This is a genomic window from Buttiauxella sp. AC142, assembly GCF_979253435.1.
In genome coordinates this window covers 1,171,145-1,188,632 of record NZ_CEEDCH010000001.1, presented here as the reverse complement: position 1 = coordinate 1,188,632, position 17,488 = coordinate 1,171,145, and the positions used below count along the sequence as shown (strand labels likewise).

Here is a 17,488-nt window from a genome sequence, read left to right as displayed (position 1 = left end):
ACGCCCGATGCACAGAATGCATCAGGCGTTTTAAGTCACATCAAACGACAAATTTCGGATTATTCGTCCGCGTCGTCGGAGGCTTCATCATCAACAGCTTCATCAGTGTCTGCTTCTGGTGCGATTTCATCATCACCTTCGGCAACTGAGCCGTCGATAGCATCCAGCTCTTCTTCGTCTACCGGTTCTGCAACACGTTGCAGGCCCACTACGTGTTCATCGTCCGCGGTACGGATGAGGATAACGCCCTGGGTGTTACGGCCAACGACACTCACTTCAGAAACGCGAGTACGAACCAGAGTACCGGCATCGGTGATCATCATAATCTGGTCGGTATCTTCCACCTGCACCGCGCCCACAACGCTGCCGTTGCGCTCGGTCACTTTGATGGAGATCACGCCCTGAGTCGCACGCGACTTGGTCGGATATTCTTCAGCCGCAGTACGCTTACCGTAACCATTCTGCGTCACGGTCAGGATTGAACCTTCACCGCGCGGAATAATCAGGGAAACGACTTTGTCTTCGCCCGCCAGTTTAATACCGCGAACACCTGTTGCAGTACGACCCATGGTACGAACGGCGTCTTCTTTGAAGCGCACCACTTTACCCGCAGCCGAGAACAACATGGCTTCGTTGCTACCGTCGGTCAAATCAACACCAATCAGCTCGTCACCCTCGTTGAGGTTAACGGCAATGATGCCTGCTGAACGTGGACGGCTGAAGTCGGTCAACGCAGTTTTCTTCACGGTGCCGCTTGCGGTCGCCATGAATACGTTAATGCCTTCGGCATACTCACGAACCGGCAGAATCGCGGTGATACGTTCGTTTGCTTCCAGTGGCAGCAGGTTAACAATTGGACGGCCACGCGCACCACGGCTCGCTTCCGGCAACTGATAAACCTTCATCCAGTACAGACGACCACGGCTGGAGAACAGCAGAATGGTATCGTGGGTATTGGCAACCAACAGGCGGTCGATGAAGTCTTCTTCTTTAATACGTGCTGCGGATTTACCTTTACCACCACGACGTTGTGCTTCGTAGTCGGTCAGCGGCTGATATTTCACATAGCCCTGATGGGACAGCGTCACAACCACATCTTCGCGGTTGATCAAATCTTCAATGTTGATATCAGAGGTATTCGCAGTGATCTCTGTACGACGCTTGTCGCCAAACTGATCGCGCATCGCAACCAGCTCTTCAGTGATCACTTCCATCAGACGTTCAGCGCTGCCCAGAATGTGCAGCAACTCAGCGATCTGCTCCAGCAGCTCTTTGTATTCGTCGAGCAGTTTTTCGTGCTCAAGGCCAGTCAGTTTCTGCAAACGCAGATCCAGAATCGCCTGTGCTTGTTGCTCGGTCAGGAAATATTGACCATCACGAATACCGAACTCTGGTTCCAGCCATTCAGGGCGCGCAGCGTCATCGCCTGCACGTTCCAGCATCGCGGAAACATTGCCCAGATCCCATGAACGGGCGATCAGGCCTGCTTTCGCTTCTGCCGCATTTGGAGAATGACGGATCAGTTCGATGATTGGGTCGATGTTCGCCAGAGCGATCGCCAGACCTTCAAGGATGTGCGCACGATCGCGTGCTTTACGCAGTTCGAAAATAGTACGACGCGTAACAACTTCACGACGGTGACGCACGAACGCAGAAAGAATGTCTTTCAGGTTCATGATCTTCGGTTGGCCCTGGTGCAGCGCAACCATGTTGATCCCGAAGGAAGTCTGAAGCTGAGTCTGAGAATAAAGATTATTCAGAACCACTTCGCCCACTGCATCGCGTTTGATTTCGATGACAATGCGCATGCCGTCTTTATCAGACTCGTCACGCAGAGCGCTAATGCCCTCAACGCGTTTGTCTTTCACCAGTTCAGCGATTTTCTCAATCAGGCGTGCTTTGTTAACCTGGTATGGAATTTCATGAACGATGATGGTTTCGCGACCGGTTTTAGCATCAGCTTCTACTTCTGCGCGAGCGCGGATGTAAATCTTGCCACGGCCAGTACGGTACGCTTCTTCAATGCCACGACGGCCATTGATGATTGCAGCAGTTGGGAAGTCCGGGCCTGGGATGTGTTCCATCAGCCCTTCAACGGTAATGTCTTCGTCTTCAATAAACGCGAGGCAACCGTTGATCACTTCCGTAATGTTATGAGGCGGGATGTTAGTTGCCATACCGACTGCGATACCGGATGAACCGTTTACCAGCAGGTTAGGTATTTTGGTTGGCATAACATCAGGAATTCGCTCGGTGCCGTCGTAGTTATCGACGAAGTCTACCGTGTCTTTTTCGAGATCGGCCATCAGCTCGTGGGCGATTTTCGACATACGGATTTCCGTATAACGCATCGCCGCGGCGGAGTCACCATCTACAGAGCCGAAGTTACCCTGGCCATCTACCAGCATGTAACGCAATGAGAATGGCTGCGCCATACGCACGATAGTGTCATAAACAGCGGTATCACCATGAGGGTGATACTTACCGATTACGTCACCAACAACACGGGCGGATTTTTTGTACGCTTTATTCCAGTCATTGCCCAATACGTTCATGGCGTAAAGTACGCGACGGTGTACCGGCTTGAGTCCATCGCGGACATCTGGCAGTGCGCGGCCGACAATAACCGACATCGCGTAATCCAGATATGAGCTCTTAAGCTCTTCCTCAATGTTGACCGGTGTAATTTCTCTGGCAAGGTCGCTCATGTATCCGCTATCCCTCTACTGTGTCCCGGATTCAAAGGTCGCAAATTATAACACAATCGCCCGACTGTGGGGAAACCAGAAGAACTACACATCTACCCTAAATAATTCGTATACTTCCGCCACGAAACAAGCAAGGAGTAAGCAGCCCATGAATGCCGAAAACCAACCGGTAATCCAGAACGTCGACCATGATGAAATCGCTAAATTCGAAGCCGTTGCCTCACGCTGGTGGGATTTAGAAGGCGAATTTAAACCGCTTCACCGTATTAATCCGCTGCGTTTGGGCTATATCAGCCAGCGTGCGGGTGGGTTATTCGGTAAAACGGTGCTTGATGTTGGCTGCGGCGGCGGAATTCTGGCAGAAAGCATGGCGCGCGAAGGGGCGAATGTGACTGGCCTGGATATGGGATTCGAACCGTTACAAGTGGCTAAACTTCATGCCCTGGAAAGCGGTATTCAGGTGGATTACGTTCAGGAAACTGTTGAACAGCACGCCGAAAAATTTGCTGGAAAGTACGACGTTGTGACCTGCATGGAAATGCTGGAACATGTGCCCGATCCGAAATCGGTCGTTGCGGCCTGTGCAAAACTCGTCAAACCAGGCGGCCATGTCTTTTTCTCGACCCTCAACCGTAATGGCAAATCCTGGCTGATGGCGGTCGTTGGCGCGGAATACATTCTACGCATGGTGCCAAAAGGCACGCATGATATTAAAAAGTTTATCAAACCTGCGGAATTGCTGTCCTGGGTTGATGAGACTCAACTGCGCGAACGTCACATGACCGGGTTACATTACAACCCGCTGACCAACACCTTCAAACTCGCGCCAGGTGTTGATGTTAACTACATGCTGCATACCGAAGCATAAACCTGCTTTCTCATAGGTGAATCTTATGGTTTTTGCGCAACATCAAGTTGCGCAATTATCCATTAAGTTTAAGAAATCAGCACTCGATCAAAAATATCATTTTTTTTGCATCCCATTGACAATTGTCACAGGCCTTATGTGACGTGGACTTAGCGAAATTCTGCTTGTCACAACCTTAAATTCATCTCGAAATCAATACTTGTTCTCAGCCGATTAGTTACTAGAATACTCACCATATAGTGATCAAGTAATCCATAACCCCCTACATATAGTATTTATCCACAAGGTTAGCCACAAGTCGCTAACTGTGGATAACCGGGGTATTTTTCATTTCACGGACAGGTACACACTCACATGAATCAGAGTCTGCTGGTTACAAAACGTGACGGTCGCACTGAGCGCATCGATCTGGATAAAATCCACCGAGTTCTGGATTGGGCCGCCGAAGGCTTAAACAACGTATCCGTATCGCAAGTTGAACTGCGCTCACACATTCAGTTTTATGACGGCATCAAAACTTCTGATATTCATGAAACCATTATCAAAGCCGCTGCCGATTTAATCTCTCGTGAAGCACCTGATTACCAGTATCTGGCTGCACGCCTGGCGGTTTTCCATCTGCGTAAAAAAGCTTACGGTGAGTTTGAGCCGCCAAAACTGTACAGCCATGTTGTAAAAATGGTTGAGATGGGCAAATACGATAGACATCTGCTGGAAGACTACACGGAAGAAGAGTTCAAGCAGATGGACGATTACCTCGACCACGATCGCGACATGAGCTTCTCATACGCCGCGGTGAAACAGCTTGAAGGTAAATACCTGGTTCAAAACCGTGTCACCGGTGAAATCTACGAGAGCGCCCAGTTCCTCTACATTCTGGTTGCAGCGTGCCTGTTCTCTGGTTATCCGCGTGAAACGCGTCTGAGCTATGTGAAGCGTTTTTACGATGCGGTTTCCCTGTTCAAAATCTCTCTGCCGACGCCAATTATGTCTGGCGTGCGTACCCCAACTCGCCAGTTCAGCTCTTGTGTCCTGATCGAGTGCGGCGACAGCCTGGATTCCATCAACGCCACTTCCAGCGCGATTGTGAAATACGTTTCCCAACGTGCAGGCATCGGTATCAACGCCGGTCGTATCCGTGCGCTGGGTAGCCCGATTCGCGGCGGTGAAGCGTTCCACACCGGCTGTATCCCGTTCTACAAACACTTCCAGACCGCAGTGAAATCCTGCTCTCAGGGCGGCGTGCGTGGCGGTGCTGCGACACTGTTCTACCCAATGTGGCATCTGGAAGTTGAAAGCCTGCTGGTACTGAAAAACAACCGTGGTGTTGAAGGCAACCGCGTGCGCCATATGGATTACGGCGTGCAAATCAACAAACTGATGTACACCCGTTTGTTGAAAGGCGAAGACATCACCCTGTTCAGCCCGTCTGACGTCCCAGGCCTGTACGACGCATTCTTTGCCGACCAGGAAAAATTCGAGCAGCTGTACACCAAATACGAGAAAGACAACAGCATCCGCAAACAGCGCGTGAAAGCCGTTGAGCTGTTCTCGCTGATGATGCAAGAACGTGCGTCAACGGGCCGTATCTATATTCAGAACGTCGACCACTGCAACACCCACAGCCCGTTTGATCCGGCTATCGCGCCAGTTCGCCAGTCTAACCTGTGCCTGGAAATCGCGCTGCCGACCAAACCAATGAATGACATCAACGACGAAGACGGTGAAATTGCACTGTGTACGCTGTCGGCATTCAATCTTGGCGCCATCGAAAGCCTCGATGAACTCGAAGAGCTGGCGATTCTGGCAGTACGCGCTCTGGATGCGCTGCTTGATTACCAGGATTACCCAATTGTTGCCGCGAAACGTGGTGCGATGGGCCGCCGTACTCTGGGCGTAGGCGTGATTAACTTCGCCTACTACCTGGCGAAAAATGGCGTTCGTTACTCCGACGGTAGCGCCAACAACCTGACGCACAAAACCTTCGAAGCCATTCAGTATTACCTGCTGAAAGCGTCGAACGAACTGGCGAAAGAGCAAGGCCCATGCTTGTGGTTCAACGAAACCACCTATGCACAAGGCATTCTGCCAATCGACACATATAAGAAAGATCTGGATGTGATCAGCAATGAGCCGCTGCATCTGGATTGGGAAGCACTGCGCGAGTCAATCAAGACCCACGGCCTGCGTAACTCAACGCTTTCTGCATTGATGCCGTCTGAAACCTCATCGCAGATTTCCAACGCGACTAACGGTATCGAGCCACCACGCGGCCATATCAGCATTAAAGCGTCGAAGGACGGTATTCTGCGCCAGGTCGTTCCGGATTATGAAAAGCTGAAAGATAATTATGAGCTGCTGTGGGATCTGCCAAACAACGACGGCTACCTGCAATTAGTGGGTTTGATGCAGAAATTTATCGACCAGTCGATCTCTGCTAACACCAACTATGACCCATCGCGCTTCCCGTCAGGCAAAGTGCCGATGCAGCAATTGCTCAAAGATTTGCTCACCGCCTATAAATTCGGTGTCAAAACGCTTTACTATCAGAACACCCGAGACGGCGCAGAAGATGCGCAAGACGACCTGGCACCTTCTATCCAGGACGATGGCTGCGAAAGCGGCGCATGTAAAATCTAACTTAAAATCCCCTCACCTTGTTGAGGGGATTTTTTCGACGCATTACAGGATTTGATTTCATGGCATACACCACTTTCTCACAGACGAAAAACGATCAACTCGCTGAGCCAATGTTCTTTGGCCAGCCGGTTAACGTGGCACGCTACGATCAGCAAAAATATGACATCTTCGAAAAGCTGATCGAAAAGCAACTTTCTTTCTTCTGGCGTCCGGAAGAAGTTGACGTTTCACGCGATCGTATCGACTACCAGGCGCTGCCGGATCATGAAAAACACATCTTCATCAGCAACCTGAAGTACCAGACGCTGCTGGACTCCATTCAGGGCCGTAGTCCGAACGTGGCGCTGCTGCCGCTGATTTCCATCCCTGAGCTGGAAACCTGGGTTGAAACGTGGGCGTTTTCCGAAACGATCCACTCGCGTTCTTACACCCATATCATCCGCAACATCGTTAACGATCCGGCGATTGTGTTTGACGATATCGTGACCAACCAGGAAATCTTAAAGCGTGCGAAAGATATCTCCGGTTACTACGATACCTTGATTGAAATGACCAGCTACTGGCATCTGCTGGGTGAAGGCACGCACAACGTCAACGGAAAAACCGTGACCGTGAATCTGCGCGCCCTGAAACGCCAACTTTATCTGTGCCTGATGAGCGTGAACGCGCTGGAAGCAATTCGCTTCTATGTCAGCTTCGCCTGCTCCTTCGCTTTCGCCGAGCGCGAACTGATGGAAGGCAACGCCAAAATCATCAAACTGATTGCCCGTGACGAAGCGCTGCATTTAACCGGGACTCAGCATATGCTGAACCTGATGCGTTCCGGCGAAGACGACCCGGAAATGGCAGAAATCGCCGTGGAATGCCGCCAGGAATGTTACGACCTGTTTGTACTGGCCGCCGAGCAAGAAAAAGAGTGGGCAAGCTATCTGTTCCGCGACGGTTCGATGATCGGCCTGAACAAAGACATTCTTTGCCAGTATGTTGATTACATTACCAACATCCGTATGCAGGCAGTCGGCCTGGATTTGCCATTCAAGACACGTTCAAATCCAATCCCATGGATCAACGCGTGGCTGGTGTCGGATAACGTGCAAGTGGCACCGCAGGAAGTGGAAGTCAGCTCTTATCTTGTTGGCCAGATTGACTCTAATGTCGATGCTGACGACCTGAGCAATTTCCAGCTTTAAGCCATGAGCCGCATTACATTACGCAAATCCGGCGCACAACTGTTATGTGGGGAAGAACACCCTTCCCTGCTGGCGACGCTTGAATCACATCAGGTCACTGTTGAGTATCAGTGTCGGGAAGGTTATTGCGGCTCCTGCCGGACTCGCTTAATTGCGGGTCAGGTTAAGTGGCTTACCGAACCGCTGGCGTTTATCCAGCCCGGTGAAATACTTCCCTGTTGCTGCCAGGCGCATGGCGATATTGAAATCGAGATGTAACGCTTATCCAGCCTACAACCTCTGTTGTAGGTCGGATAAGCGCAGCGTCATCCGGCATTCCTTTGACGTTTTTAGCCTTTCTCTTCCCGCGCTTTCATTTCCTGGTGATGTTTGTTTTCACCCACCATCACCACCAGCAGCAGAATCACGGCCATAATACTGCCGCCGATCATCACCATAAAGCCGCCATCCCAGCCGAAGAAATCAACGGTATAACCCACAATGGCGCTCGCTGCGACCGACCCACCGAGATAGCCGAACAAGCCAGTGAAGCCCGCAGCCGTTCCCGCTGCTTTTTTCGGTGCCAGTTCCAGCGCATGTAGGCCAATCAGCATCACCGGGCCGTAGATCAGGAAGCCAATCACAATCATACATGCCATATCCACACCCGGATTTCCCGGCGGGTTCAGCCAGTAAACAATGGTCGCAATCGTCACCAGAATCATAAAGAACACACCGGTTGCGCCACGGTTGCCGCGGAACACTTTATCCGACATCCAGCCACACAGCAGCGTCCCTGGGATCCCGGCGTATTCATAAAGGAAATAAGCCCAGGAAGATTTATCCAGCGCGAAGTGCTTCACTTCTTTCAGATACGTTGGCGACCAGTCGAGAATGCCGTAACGCAGCAAGTAGACAAAAACGTTCGCAATGGCGATGTACCACAGCAGGCGGTTAGGGAAAACGTACTGCATGAAGATTTGCTTCGCCGTCAGCTCTTCTTCCGTTTTTTCATTGTAGTCGTCTGGGTAATCGTTTTTGTACTCTTCAATGGGCGGCAAGCCGCAGGATTGCGGGGTGTCGCGCATTAATGCAAAAGCAATCAGCGCCACCAGAATCGCTGCAAAGGCTGGCATATAAAGAGCTGCGTGCCAGTCGTTAAACCACGCCATCCCAAGTAAGAACAGCAACGGCGGCAAGCCACCGCCTACGTTATGGGCGCAGTTCCAGACAGAAACAATTCCGCCACGCTCTTTCTTCGACCACCAGTGAACCATGGTGCGCCCGCACGGCGGCCAGCCCATGCCCTGGAACCAACCACAGAGGAACAGCAGCACGAACATCACCGCGATGCTGGATGTCGCCCATGGCACAAACCCCATAAATAGCATCACGGCTGCCGCCAGAATCAAACCGGCAGGTAAGAAAACGCGTGGGTTCGAGCGGTCAGAGACTGACCCCATGATGAATTTTGAAAAGCCGTAGGCGATAGAAATACCGGAAAGCGCGAATCCTAAATCCCCGCGCGAGAAACCTTGCTCAATCAAGTACGGCATCGCCAGCGTGAAGTTTTTACGCACCAGGTAATAGGCGGCGTAACCGAAGAAAATCCCCATAAAAATTTGCCAGCGCAGGCGTTTATAAGTTGGGTCAATGTGCTCGCTCTTTAGCCGGGGCTGGTGTGCGGCAGGTTTGAAAATGCTTAGCATAAATGCCTCCGTGGCAGGGTTTATAAGCCATGTTCATTTGCGAGCGCATGTTAAGGATTATCGGGGTGAGTTAGTGTGAAACACCCCACAACATATTACATTTTTATTACAAACTGTCGAAAAGGTGCATAACATCACACTTTACTTTCGATTTATGCTCGAATTTGCTCGATATCAAACATTTGAAAATTGATTTGTGGCTCAATTGTGTTCAAGAGAATTTTTCAGGAGCAGAGCATGGCGACGGGACGCAAAGAGAGGGATGTCATTATTATCGGCGGTGGCGCAACCGGTGCGGGAATTGCCCGCGACTGCGCCCGTCGCGGGTTGCAAACGCTGCTGCTCGAAAGACACGATATCGCCACCGGGGCGACGGGGCGAAACCACGGCTTACTCCACAGCGGCGCGCGGTACGCCATGACGGACAGCGAATCGGCCAGAGAATGCATTGAAGAAAACCGCATCCTTAAACGCATCGCTCGCCATTGTATCGAACGCACAGACGGCCTGTTTATCACCCTTCCCGAAGATGATTTATCCCTCCAGAGTATATTCATCGCCTCCTGCCAGGACGCGGGAATTGATGCTCAGCGTATCGAACCCAAAGAAGCATTACGCCTGGAACCGGCCGCAAACCCTGAGTTGATTGGTGCTGTTCGCGTGCCTGATGGCACCGTCGACCCCTTCCGCCTGACCGCCGCCAATATGCTGGATGCCAGAGAGCACGGCGCTGAAATTCTCACCGGCCAGGAAGTCACTGGCCTGATTCGCAACAGCGATCGGGTTTGTGGGGTGCGCGTCTATAACCACCAAACCCAACAACAGCACGATTTATACGCAAGTGTAGTGGTGAATGCGGCCGGGATTTGGGGCCAGCGCATCGCGGAATATGCTGATTTGCGGGTACGAATGCTGCCCGCAAAAGGCTCGCTGCTCATTCTTGGCCATCGCATCAATAACATGGTGATCAACCGCTGCCGCAAACCTGCTGACGCCGATATTCTGGTGCCCGGCGATACTATTTCACTGATTGGCACCACTTCCACGCCCATTGAATATGACCAAATCGACAATATGCGCGTCACGCCGCAAGAGGTCGATATCCTGATTCGTGAAGGCTCGAAACTGGCGCCAAAACTCGCGGCGACTCGTATTCTGCGCGCTTACGCAGGAGTGCGCCCGCTGGTAGCAAGCGACAACGATCCGACCGGGCGCAACGCCAGCCGAGGGATCGTGCTGCTTGATCACGCAAAGCGCGACGGGATGGACGGGTTTATCACCATCACCGGCGGCAAACTGATGACATATCGCCTGATGGCAGAATGGGCGACGAACGCAGTTTGTGAAAAGCTCGGTAATACCCAGGCTTGCTCCACCGCAACGGAGCCGCTTCCAGGCTCAGGAAGTTCTCCGGAAGAAACCCTGAGCAAAGTCATTTCTTTACCCCTCACTATCCGGCGATCGGCGGTCTGGCGTCATGGCGACCGCGCCGGGCAGTTGTTGGCTGGGGATCGTCTGAGCAACAGTCTGGTTTGTGAGTGTGAAGCGGTCACCGCAGGCGAAGTCCGTTACGCGGTTAACAATCTGGCCGTCAGTAATCTTGGTGATTTGCGCCGCCGCACCCGCGTGGGAATGGGGACTTGCCAGGGGGAACTTTGCGCCTGTCGCGCCGCGGGTTTATTACAACGTTTTGGCACCTCAACACCCGCGCAATCGCTCGAGCAGCTGTCCACTTTTCTCAATGAACGCTGGAAAGGTATTCGCCCGATAGCCTGGGATGATGCACTGAGGGAAAGCGAGTTCACCGCCTGGGTGTACCAGGGGTTGTGCGGGCTAAAAAAAGGATCACCACAATGAAATTCGACAGCCTGATTATTGGCGGTGGTTTAGCCGGACTGGTATGCGGGATTCGTCTGGCGGAGGCGGGTCTTCATTGCGCTATCGTCAGCCGGGGGCAAAGCGCATTGCATTTTTCGTCAGGTTCGCTGGATTTGCTGGCGCAATTGCCCGACGGCAGCCCGGTAAACTCACCTTTAAACGCACTCGAAGCCCTGAAACAACAAGCCCCTGAACACCCTTACAGCCTGATGGGTGCAGATAACGTCTGCCGTTATGCGACCGAAAGCGAGGCCCTGCTTGCCCGGTGTAATATCACGCTCACAGGAAGTTATCAGCAAAATCATCAGCGCATCACACCGCTGGGAACACAACGTGCGACGTGGTTAAGCCCGGAAGAAATTCCTGTGGCTCCCCTCGCGTGGCAGCGCATTACGGTGGTCGGGATTGCCGGTTTTCTTGATTTCCAGCCTGAGCTGGTCGCCGGTTCGCTTGCTGATAATAATATTGAGGTTCAAGTAGCCGAGCTGACGCTTCCTGCCTTAGACACGCTGCGTAACAACTCCAGCGAATTTCGCGCCGCCAACATCGCCCGCGTGTTGGATATGCCAGAGCAGCAGCGCCTGCTTATTGAGGAGTTAAAAGCGCTGGCGAACAACACCGACGCCCTCTTCCTTCCGGCTTGTCTGGGAAGCGAAAACTCACTCGCCTGGCAGAATATCAGCCGCCAGTTATCCTGCCCACTGCACCTGCTGCCCACACTCCCACCGTCAGTGCTCGGCATGCGCATGTCCCAACAATTGCGCCGCCGTTTCCAGCAACTGGGCGGAATCATCATGCCCGGTGATGCCGTCGTGAACACGGAAGTAGAGAATAATAACGTCCGCGCACTGTTCACCCGCAATCACGGTGAAGTCCCTCTACGAGCCAGGCATGTTGTGCTCGCCAGCGGCAGCTTTTTCAGTAATGGCCTGCAAGCGAAATTTGACGGCATCCGCGAAGCTATTTTTGGTCTTGATGTTCGTGCCCCGGCGCAGCGTGAAGGCTGGAGCAAAGAGGATTTTTTCAGCCCGCAACCTTATTTGCAGGCGGGCGTTATCGTTGATGAACACTTTCACCCTTCTCGTGACGGGCAGCGTATTGAAAATCTGTTTGCTATCGGCTCGGTGCTCGCGGGCTTCGACCCCATCGAACAAGGATGTGGCGCAGGTGTTTCAATGATGGGCGCTCTGCATGTCGCCCGGCAAATTCTTGAGATTCAGGGGAGAAACCAATGAATCTGCTTGATGAAAAGAGTTTCGAAAACTGTATTAAATGCACCGTTTGTACCACCGTTTGCCCGGTGAGCCGGGTCAATCCTGATTATCCAGGCCCGAAGCAATCCGGGCCAGATGGCGAACGCCTGCGCCTGAAAGATGCAGCGCTTTACGATGATGCATTGAAATATTGCACCAACTGCAAACGTTGCGAAGTGGCCTGTCCGTCTGATGTGAAAATTGGCGATATTATTCAACGCGCTAAGGCTCGCTACGGTAAATCCAGGTTCAATCTAAGAGATGCCATTCTCAGCCATACCGATTTAATGGGCACGCTCTCGACGCCGTTTGCACCGCTGGTCAACACTGCGACGTCGCTCAAACCGGTGCGCAATTTGCTCGATAAAACCCTCGGCATTGACGGTCATCGCGAATTACCCAAATACTCTTCCGGCACGTTTCGCGGCTGGTATCGCAAACAAGCCGCCGCTCAAAAAGCTTTTGCGGAACAGGTCGCGTTTTTCCACGGCTGCTACGTTAATTACAACCACTCCGATCTCGGCAAAGATTTAGTCCGCGTGATGAACGCCATGGGATTTGGTGTGCAATTGCTGGAGCGGGAAAAATGCTGTGGCGTGCCATTGATTGCCAACGGTTTTATCGACAAAGCTAAAAAACAGGCCGCGATTAATGCCGCCTCTCTGGAGAAAGCGGTGATTGAGCAAGGGCTTCCGGTCATTGCCACGTCTTCCACCTGCACGTTTACTTTACGTGACGAATACCCGCAGGTGTTGGACATCGATACTCGCCCGATGCGCGACCATATAGAACTGGCGACACGTTTTATCTGGAAGCAGCTGGAAAGCGGGAAAGAGCTAAAGCTTAAAGCATTGCCGTTACGAATCGCCTACCACACGCCATGCCACATGGAGAAAATGGGTTGGTCGTTATATACGCTCGATTTATTACGCCGTCTGCCAGGCGTGGAGCTGATAATACTGGAGTCTCAATGCTGCGGGATTGCCGGAACCTATGGATTTAAAAAGGAAAACTATAATACGTCGCAAAGCATTGGAGCGACGTTATTCCAGCAAATAGAAGAAAGCAGGGTCGATTTAGTCGTGACGGATTGCGAAACTTGTAAATGGCAGATTGAGATGTCTACCAGTAAAAAATGCGAGCACCCGATTACGCTATTAGCCCGAGCGCTCGCTTAGCTTTTAGATTTCTAGTGAGTCAACAACGTTAACCCAGCCATGCTCGGCGGCAACATCCTGCCCATTGAGCCAGCGGCGCAGCATGTTTAATGCCATCATCGCGCAGACTTCCTGGCGGGTGCGCAAGGCGTGGCGGGTCACGCTAAACTTCACTTGCAGACCGTAAGTGCCTTTTGGCGTGTGCAGGGCGAAATTCAGATGCTCGTCATCGAGGCACCCGACCACCAGCGCCACCGCACTCCCCGCTTGCAGCGCGAAGGCCTTTGCACGCTCAGTGATTTGCATCAGGGTTTCAGGGCGCGCGGAAAGCACTTCACTGTTACCCAGCGGCGCTTGTGCGCTGGAGAGTTGCAAACACAGCAGCCCGGCGGTGAATTGCTCGCTGACCGCCACGTTGAGCGATTGGTCGCGCAGACGTTGCGCCAACTGCGCAGGCAAACCCTCAGTCCCTTCAAAAATGGTGCTTTCACCGGCCACGCGCTGAACTTCAGGCCAGATGGCTTCCATTGCTGCGCGCTGCGTGGCAGGGCCGGTCAGTTTTAGCTCGATAATTGGCATGGATGAGCGATAGCCCATCACTGCGCCTTCCGGCAACGGGATCGGTTCAAGGCTTTGTGCCAGTTCACTTTCAGAGCGCCCAAACGTCGTCAGACGCAGGCAAACTGGAGGTTCAGGCAGAACAAAGCGTTCGCGCAAGCGCGGCATGATTTGTTGCTCGACCATCACTTTAAATTCAGAAGGCACGCCGGGAGTGAAAAACATCAGGCAGCGGTTGAGTTGCAGCGCAAAACCACACGCGGTGCCGACCGGGTTATCCACCATTTCGCTGGTTGCAGGAATCAGCGCTTGTTTGCGATTGCTCGGTGCCATTTCACGCCCACGCTCGGCAAAGAAACGCTCCATTTGCGCAAGCCATTCCTGATGCATCACCAGTTCCACACCTGCGGCAGTGGCGGCGGCAAGCGCACTGAGATCGTCGCTGGTTGGCCCAAGTCCACCGTTCACAATCAGAATATCGGCCTGCTCGCTGCGCTCTTTGAGCACTGCAATGAGATCGTCAAGACTGTCACCCACCGTGTTACGGCGCGACAACGGTAAACCCTGGTTAAAAAAGTAATCAGCAAGCCAGGCTGCGTTGGTATCAATAATTTGACCATGCAGCACTTCGTCGCCGGTAGACAGCATTTCCACTTTTATCATTGTTAAACTCCGCGGGAAGGGAACGAATTACTATAACTCAAGCGGATGAAGATCGGCGGGAAATGAGTAAGCCGCAGCAGAGCTGCTGCGGCCTGGATAAATTAAAAACCGGCGGAAACGCCGACGTACGGGCCGTCTGCAATGGCGTTATCGCGGTTGCCATCTTTGCCATCAACGCCAATATAGCGATAACCGGCTTCGACGGTAATTGGACGTATAATGGTCCAGCGTGCGCCAGCGCTAGCTTCTTGATAATCTTTTACGCCGCTTGAGAGAGAGTCTGGGGAGTAGTAGTAATCACCAAACACGGAGAAGCTGTCGAAGATTTTCCAGCTCAAACCGCCGCCGACGGCAACGGCGTAACCTTCATCGCCATCTTTTGGATTCAGATATACCGCACGGCCACCCACGGTACCCATAAATGGACCCAATGGCACATTCAGACCCAGGCCTAAACCAGCGGTATCGCCGTCGTCATCGTTATGTGCGTAGTTGCCGTTCATCGTCAGGCCTGCAGAATCTTGACCAAAGCCAACTGCCACGTTGGTGTATTTTTCACCCGCCTGGCCACTGATGCTAATCGCGCTTGCTGATGCTGAAACGAGAGCCAAACCGGCAACAGTTGCTATTAATAATTTGTTCATGCTTTCAATCCTAAGCAGTAAAAAGGGATGTCCCTGAAAAGAGGCCGATTTTACAGCCAGTATTGATGTAATCAATCTGTTAGAAATGCTTTTTGTCTTTCGTTTGTAAGAAAATGAAAATGAAAGGCCAAGGCGAGAGTCGATGGATTTTTCCCCCGGCTGTTGTTAAACCGCAGCCAGTTTAATTTTCACCAGCAATCCGCCCGATTCTGCGCGCAATAACTCAGGTTTTGTCCGGTGATAACGTGCGATATCATTCACCAGCGCCAGTCCAATTCCCGCCCCGCTTTGCGCAGCACTATTATCTAAACGATGGAACGGCATCAGCGCATGGCGAACCAGCCCGCTCTCAATGCCTGGGCCGCTATCCTCGATTTCCAGCCAGGCAAATTGCGTTTCATCACGAGTTACCCGAATCGTCACCACGCCATTTTCGGGCGTATATTTCAGCGCGTTATCCAGCAGGTTAATGCACATCTCAGCCAGCAAAACAGGCTCGCCCGTTATCCATACCTCGTCTAATCCTTCATACCCCAGATCGATATTTTTACTTCTCGCCTGCGCCATGCTCGAGAAACAGCACGCCTGGGCGATTTTCACCAAATCCACCAGCTCCATAGCCTGCCTCTCTGTCTGGTCAAGGCGGCTTAAACGTGAAAGCTGTAATAAACGTTCGGTTAAGTGGATGGTGCTATCGAGCGTAGTTTGCATCGCGACCAGGCTTTCGCGCCACTGCATCGGATCAGGGCTACTGAGCGCAACGGCGGCCTGGGTTTTTAGCACGGTTAATGGCGTTCGCAACTGGTGAGAAGCATCTGCGCTGAACCGCGATTGCCGGGCCAGTACGCCGCGCAGGCTTTCGATGTAGCGGTTAAACGAAACAATCAATAAGCGGGTTTCCGACCAGGGCAATAAATCGGGCAATGGCGTTAAATCGCCTGGGTCACGGCGCACCATTTGCACCGAAAGCTGGCGCATCGGCTTGAGTACGCGTCGTAATAATAGCCAGGCAAGCGTTAACGTCAGTAACACCAGGCCGCCCTGAGTGAGCGTGGCAGAAGCCAATAAACGTACCGCCAGGTAGTACCTTGATTGAACGGTTTCGGCAACGATAATTTGCGCCATACCGTTTACCCCACCCTCGTTAACCGGCTGGAGCAGACGTGCCACGCGCAATTCTTGCCCGCGATAGGTGGCGTTATAGAACCACGCCAATGCCGGGTAAAGTTCAGTGCCGGGCGTGTTTTCAGGCATGTCGGGGAGATCGTCATAACCTGAAATCACCTTGCCTTGCGTGTCGGTGACTTTGTAATACAGCCGGTCATTCATGTTGCGCTCAAAGCTGTCGAGCACCACCCACGGCACATCAACGACAAGCTTCCCGTCATTGACCACAAGTTGTTCTGCGACGGTGCGGGTCGAGGCCAGCAAAGTGCGGTCGTAGGCTTGAGTCGCGGCATTCATCGCGCTCAAATAACTGCTGACCGCAGAAAACCCCCACAAAATAAACAGCGGTAAACCGAGAAAAAGCAGCAATTGTCCGAATAACGATTGCGGCTTAATGGTTTGCATCGCTGCACTCCAGCACGTAGCCAAGCCCGCGCAGCGTGGTGATTTGCACATTACTGCTGGCCAATTTCTTACGTAGCCGATGAATATATAGCTCGATACTTTCCGGGCTGGCTTCATCGCTCAAACTAAACACCTGTTCAAACAGTTGCTGTTTGGGAACCGGGCGCGTGCGGCGGTACATCAGCACCGTCAAAATGGCGTGTTCACGCGGGGTTAATGCCAGCGGTTTATTCTCCAGCAGAAAATAGCCGTCATCATGTAAACCGAGCTGCCCCAATTGCTGCTGCTCATGGATTTGTCCTTCGCTGCGCCGCACCAGCGCCCGCAGTCGCGCATCGAGTTCCTCTAATTCAAACGGTTTCGGCAAATAATCGTCTGCTCCGGTATTCAATCCTTTCACTCGGTCACTCACCGCGCTGTGCGCCGTCAGCAACAGTACCGGCAGCGTCTGCCCGCGCTTGCGCAAACGCTGTAAAACCTCAAGACCATCCATTCTCGGCATCCCGATATCCATCACCGCGACCGCATAACGTTCGTTTTGTAATAGATGGTCGGCGGCGTGGCCGTCAAACACACAATCTACGGCAAAGCCCGCTTGTATCAGGGCTTTCTCCAGCCAGTGAGCCAGCTCACGGTTATCTTCCGCCAGTAAGAGACGCATATCACATC

13 protein-coding genes are annotated in these 17,488 nt (G+C 52.5%); 7 read left to right on the top strand and 6 right to left on the bottom strand.

Annotated elements, in window-relative coordinates; translation table 11 throughout:
* Positions 1–59 precede the first annotated feature (59 nt).
* The gene (gene gyrA / locus AC0IWZ_RS05390; RefSeq protein ID WP_034494088.1) at positions 60–2,708 is read right to left on the bottom strand and encodes a DNA topoisomerase (ATP-hydrolyzing) subunit A; all 2,649 of its coding nucleotides are present in this window, start codon (positions 2,706–2,708) and stop codon (positions 60–62) included.
* A gap of 148 nt (positions 2,709–2,856) precedes the next feature.
* On the opposite strand from gyrA, the gene ubiG reads away from it, so the two are divergent.
* The 4 genes from ubiG (at position 2,857) to yfaE (ending at position 7,664) form a co-directional block, all read left to right on the top strand.
* The gene (ubiG, locus tag AC0IWZ_RS05385) at positions 2,857–3,576 is read left to right on the top strand and encodes a bifunctional 2-polyprenyl-6-hydroxyphenol methylase/3-demethylubiquinol 3-O-methyltransferase UbiG (protein WP_034494086.1); all 720 of its coding nucleotides are present in this window, start codon (positions 2,857–2,859) and stop codon (positions 3,574–3,576) included.
* Between the two features lie 354 nt (positions 3,577–3,930).
* Positions 3,931–6,216 carry a class 1a ribonucleoside-diphosphate reductase subunit alpha gene (gene nrdA / locus AC0IWZ_RS05380; protein ID WP_034494085.1) on the top strand — a complete coding sequence of 762 codons (2,286 nt, stop codon included), beginning with the start codon at positions 3,931–3,933 and terminating at the stop codon, positions 6,214–6,216.
* A gap of 59 nt (positions 6,217–6,275) precedes the next feature.
* Entirely contained in the window at positions 6,276–7,406 is a 1,131-nt protein-coding gene (nrdB, locus tag AC0IWZ_RS05375) for a class Ia ribonucleoside-diphosphate reductase subunit beta (protein WP_034494083.1), read from the top strand.
* A 3-nt stretch (positions 7,407–7,409) separates the two neighbouring features.
* A complete protein-coding gene (yfaE, locus tag AC0IWZ_RS05370; RefSeq protein ID WP_115630075.1) occupies positions 7,410–7,664 on the top strand; it encodes a class I ribonucleotide reductase maintenance protein YfaE in 255 nt (84 codons plus the stop codon).
* A gap of 71 nt (positions 7,665–7,735) precedes the next feature.
* Here the strand turns inward: yfaE and glpT are convergent, their stop codons facing one another.
* A complete protein-coding gene (gene glpT / locus AC0IWZ_RS05365; protein WP_471677921.1) occupies positions 7,736–9,094 on the bottom strand; it encodes a glycerol-3-phosphate transporter in 1,359 nt (452 codons plus the stop codon).
* Between the two features lie 237 nt (positions 9,095–9,331).
* Between glpT and glpA the strand changes: the two genes are divergently transcribed.
* Genes glpA through glpC form a run of 3 tightly spaced genes read left to right on the top strand, consistent with a single transcriptional unit; the run spans position 9,332 to position 13,403 of the window.
* Positions 9,332–10,951 (top strand): anaerobic glycerol-3-phosphate dehydrogenase subunit A, encoded by a 1,620-nt coding sequence (glpA, locus tag AC0IWZ_RS05360; protein ID WP_471677922.1) that lies wholly within the window; start codon positions 9,332–9,334, stop codon positions 10,949–10,951.
* Entirely contained in the window at positions 10,948–12,207 is a 1,260-nt protein-coding gene (glpB, locus tag AC0IWZ_RS05355; RefSeq protein WP_471677923.1) for a glycerol-3-phosphate dehydrogenase subunit GlpB, read from the top strand. Before glpA ends, glpB begins: the two co-directional genes overlap by 4 nt.
* Positions 12,204–13,403: an anaerobic glycerol-3-phosphate dehydrogenase subunit GlpC gene (glpC, locus tag AC0IWZ_RS05350; protein WP_471677925.1), complete on the top strand. Its 1,200-nt coding sequence runs from the start codon at positions 12,204–12,206 to the stop codon at positions 13,401–13,403. The genes glpB and glpC overlap by 4 nt, the downstream gene beginning before the upstream one ends.
* A gap of 3 nt (positions 13,404–13,406) precedes the next feature.
* Here the strand turns inward: glpC and AC0IWZ_RS05345 are convergent, their stop codons facing one another.
* The 4 genes from AC0IWZ_RS05345 to tctD all read right to left on the bottom strand — a co-directional run bounded on the left by AC0IWZ_RS05345 (position 13,407) and on the right by tctD (position 17,480).
* The gene (locus AC0IWZ_RS05345) at positions 13,407–14,603 is read right to left on the bottom strand and encodes a nicotinamide mononucleotide deamidase-related protein YfaY (RefSeq protein WP_471677927.1); all 1,197 of its coding nucleotides are present in this window, start codon (positions 14,601–14,603) and stop codon (positions 13,407–13,409) included.
* A gap of 101 nt (positions 14,604–14,704) precedes the next feature.
* Positions 14,705–15,247, bottom strand: a complete 543-nt coding sequence (locus AC0IWZ_RS05340) for a YfaZ family outer membrane protein (protein WP_115630085.1) — start codon at positions 15,245–15,247, stop codon at positions 14,705–14,707.
* Between the two features lie 165 nt (positions 15,248–15,412).
* Complete coding sequence (locus AC0IWZ_RS05335; protein WP_471677929.1) at positions 15,413–16,819, bottom strand: sensor histidine kinase; 1,407 nt, start codon at positions 16,817–16,819, stop codon at positions 15,413–15,415.
* Entirely contained in the window at positions 16,806–17,480 is a 675-nt protein-coding gene (tctD, locus tag AC0IWZ_RS05330; protein WP_034494068.1) for a transcriptional regulator TctD, read from the bottom strand. Before tctD ends, AC0IWZ_RS05335 begins: the two co-directional genes overlap by 14 nt.
* Positions 17,481–17,488: the final 8 nt, after the last annotated feature.

Bases quoted from the DNA above. Each gene is read 5' to 3' on its own strand.
- AC0IWZ_RS05335 (WP_471677929.1), bottom strand. From the start codon at position 16,819: ATGCAAACCATTAAGCCGCAATCGTTATTCGGACAATTGCTGCTTTTT.
- glpA (WP_471677922.1), top strand. From the start codon at position 9,332: ATGGCGACGGGACGCAAAGAGAGGGATGTCATTATTATCGGCGGTGGC.
- glpB (WP_471677923.1), top strand. From the start codon at position 10,948: ATGAAATTCGACAGCCTGATTATTGGCGGTGGTTTAGCCGGACTGGTA.
- AC0IWZ_RS05345 (WP_471677927.1), bottom strand. From the start codon at position 14,603: ATGATAAAAGTGGAAATGCTGTCTACCGGCGACGAAGTGCTGCATGGT.
- yfaE (WP_115630075.1), top strand. From the start codon at position 7,410: ATGAGCCGCATTACATTACGCAAATCCGGCGCACAACTGTTATGTGGG.
- nrdA (WP_034494085.1), top strand. From the start codon at position 3,931: ATGAATCAGAGTCTGCTGGTTACAAAACGTGACGGTCGCACTGAGCGC.
- gyrA (WP_034494088.1), bottom strand. From the start codon at position 2,708: ATGAGCGACCTTGCCAGAGAAATTACACCGGTCAACATTGAGGAAGAG.
- glpC (WP_471677925.1), top strand. From the start codon at position 12,204: ATGAATCTGCTTGATGAAAAGAGTTTCGAAAACTGTATTAAATGCACC.
- glpT (WP_471677921.1), bottom strand. From the start codon at position 9,094: ATGCTAAGCATTTTCAAACCTGCCGCACACCAGCCCCGGCTAAAGAGC.
- AC0IWZ_RS05340 (WP_115630085.1), bottom strand. From the start codon at position 15,247: ATGAACAAATTATTAATAGCAACTGTTGCCGGTTTGGCTCTCGTTTCA.
- ubiG (WP_034494086.1), top strand. From the start codon at position 2,857: ATGAATGCCGAAAACCAACCGGTAATCCAGAACGTCGACCATGATGAA.
- nrdB (WP_034494083.1), top strand. From the start codon at position 6,276: ATGGCATACACCACTTTCTCACAGACGAAAAACGATCAACTCGCTGAG.
- tctD (WP_034494068.1), bottom strand. From the start codon at position 17,480: ATGCGTCTCTTACTGGCGGAAGATAACCGTGAGCTGGCTCACTGGCTG.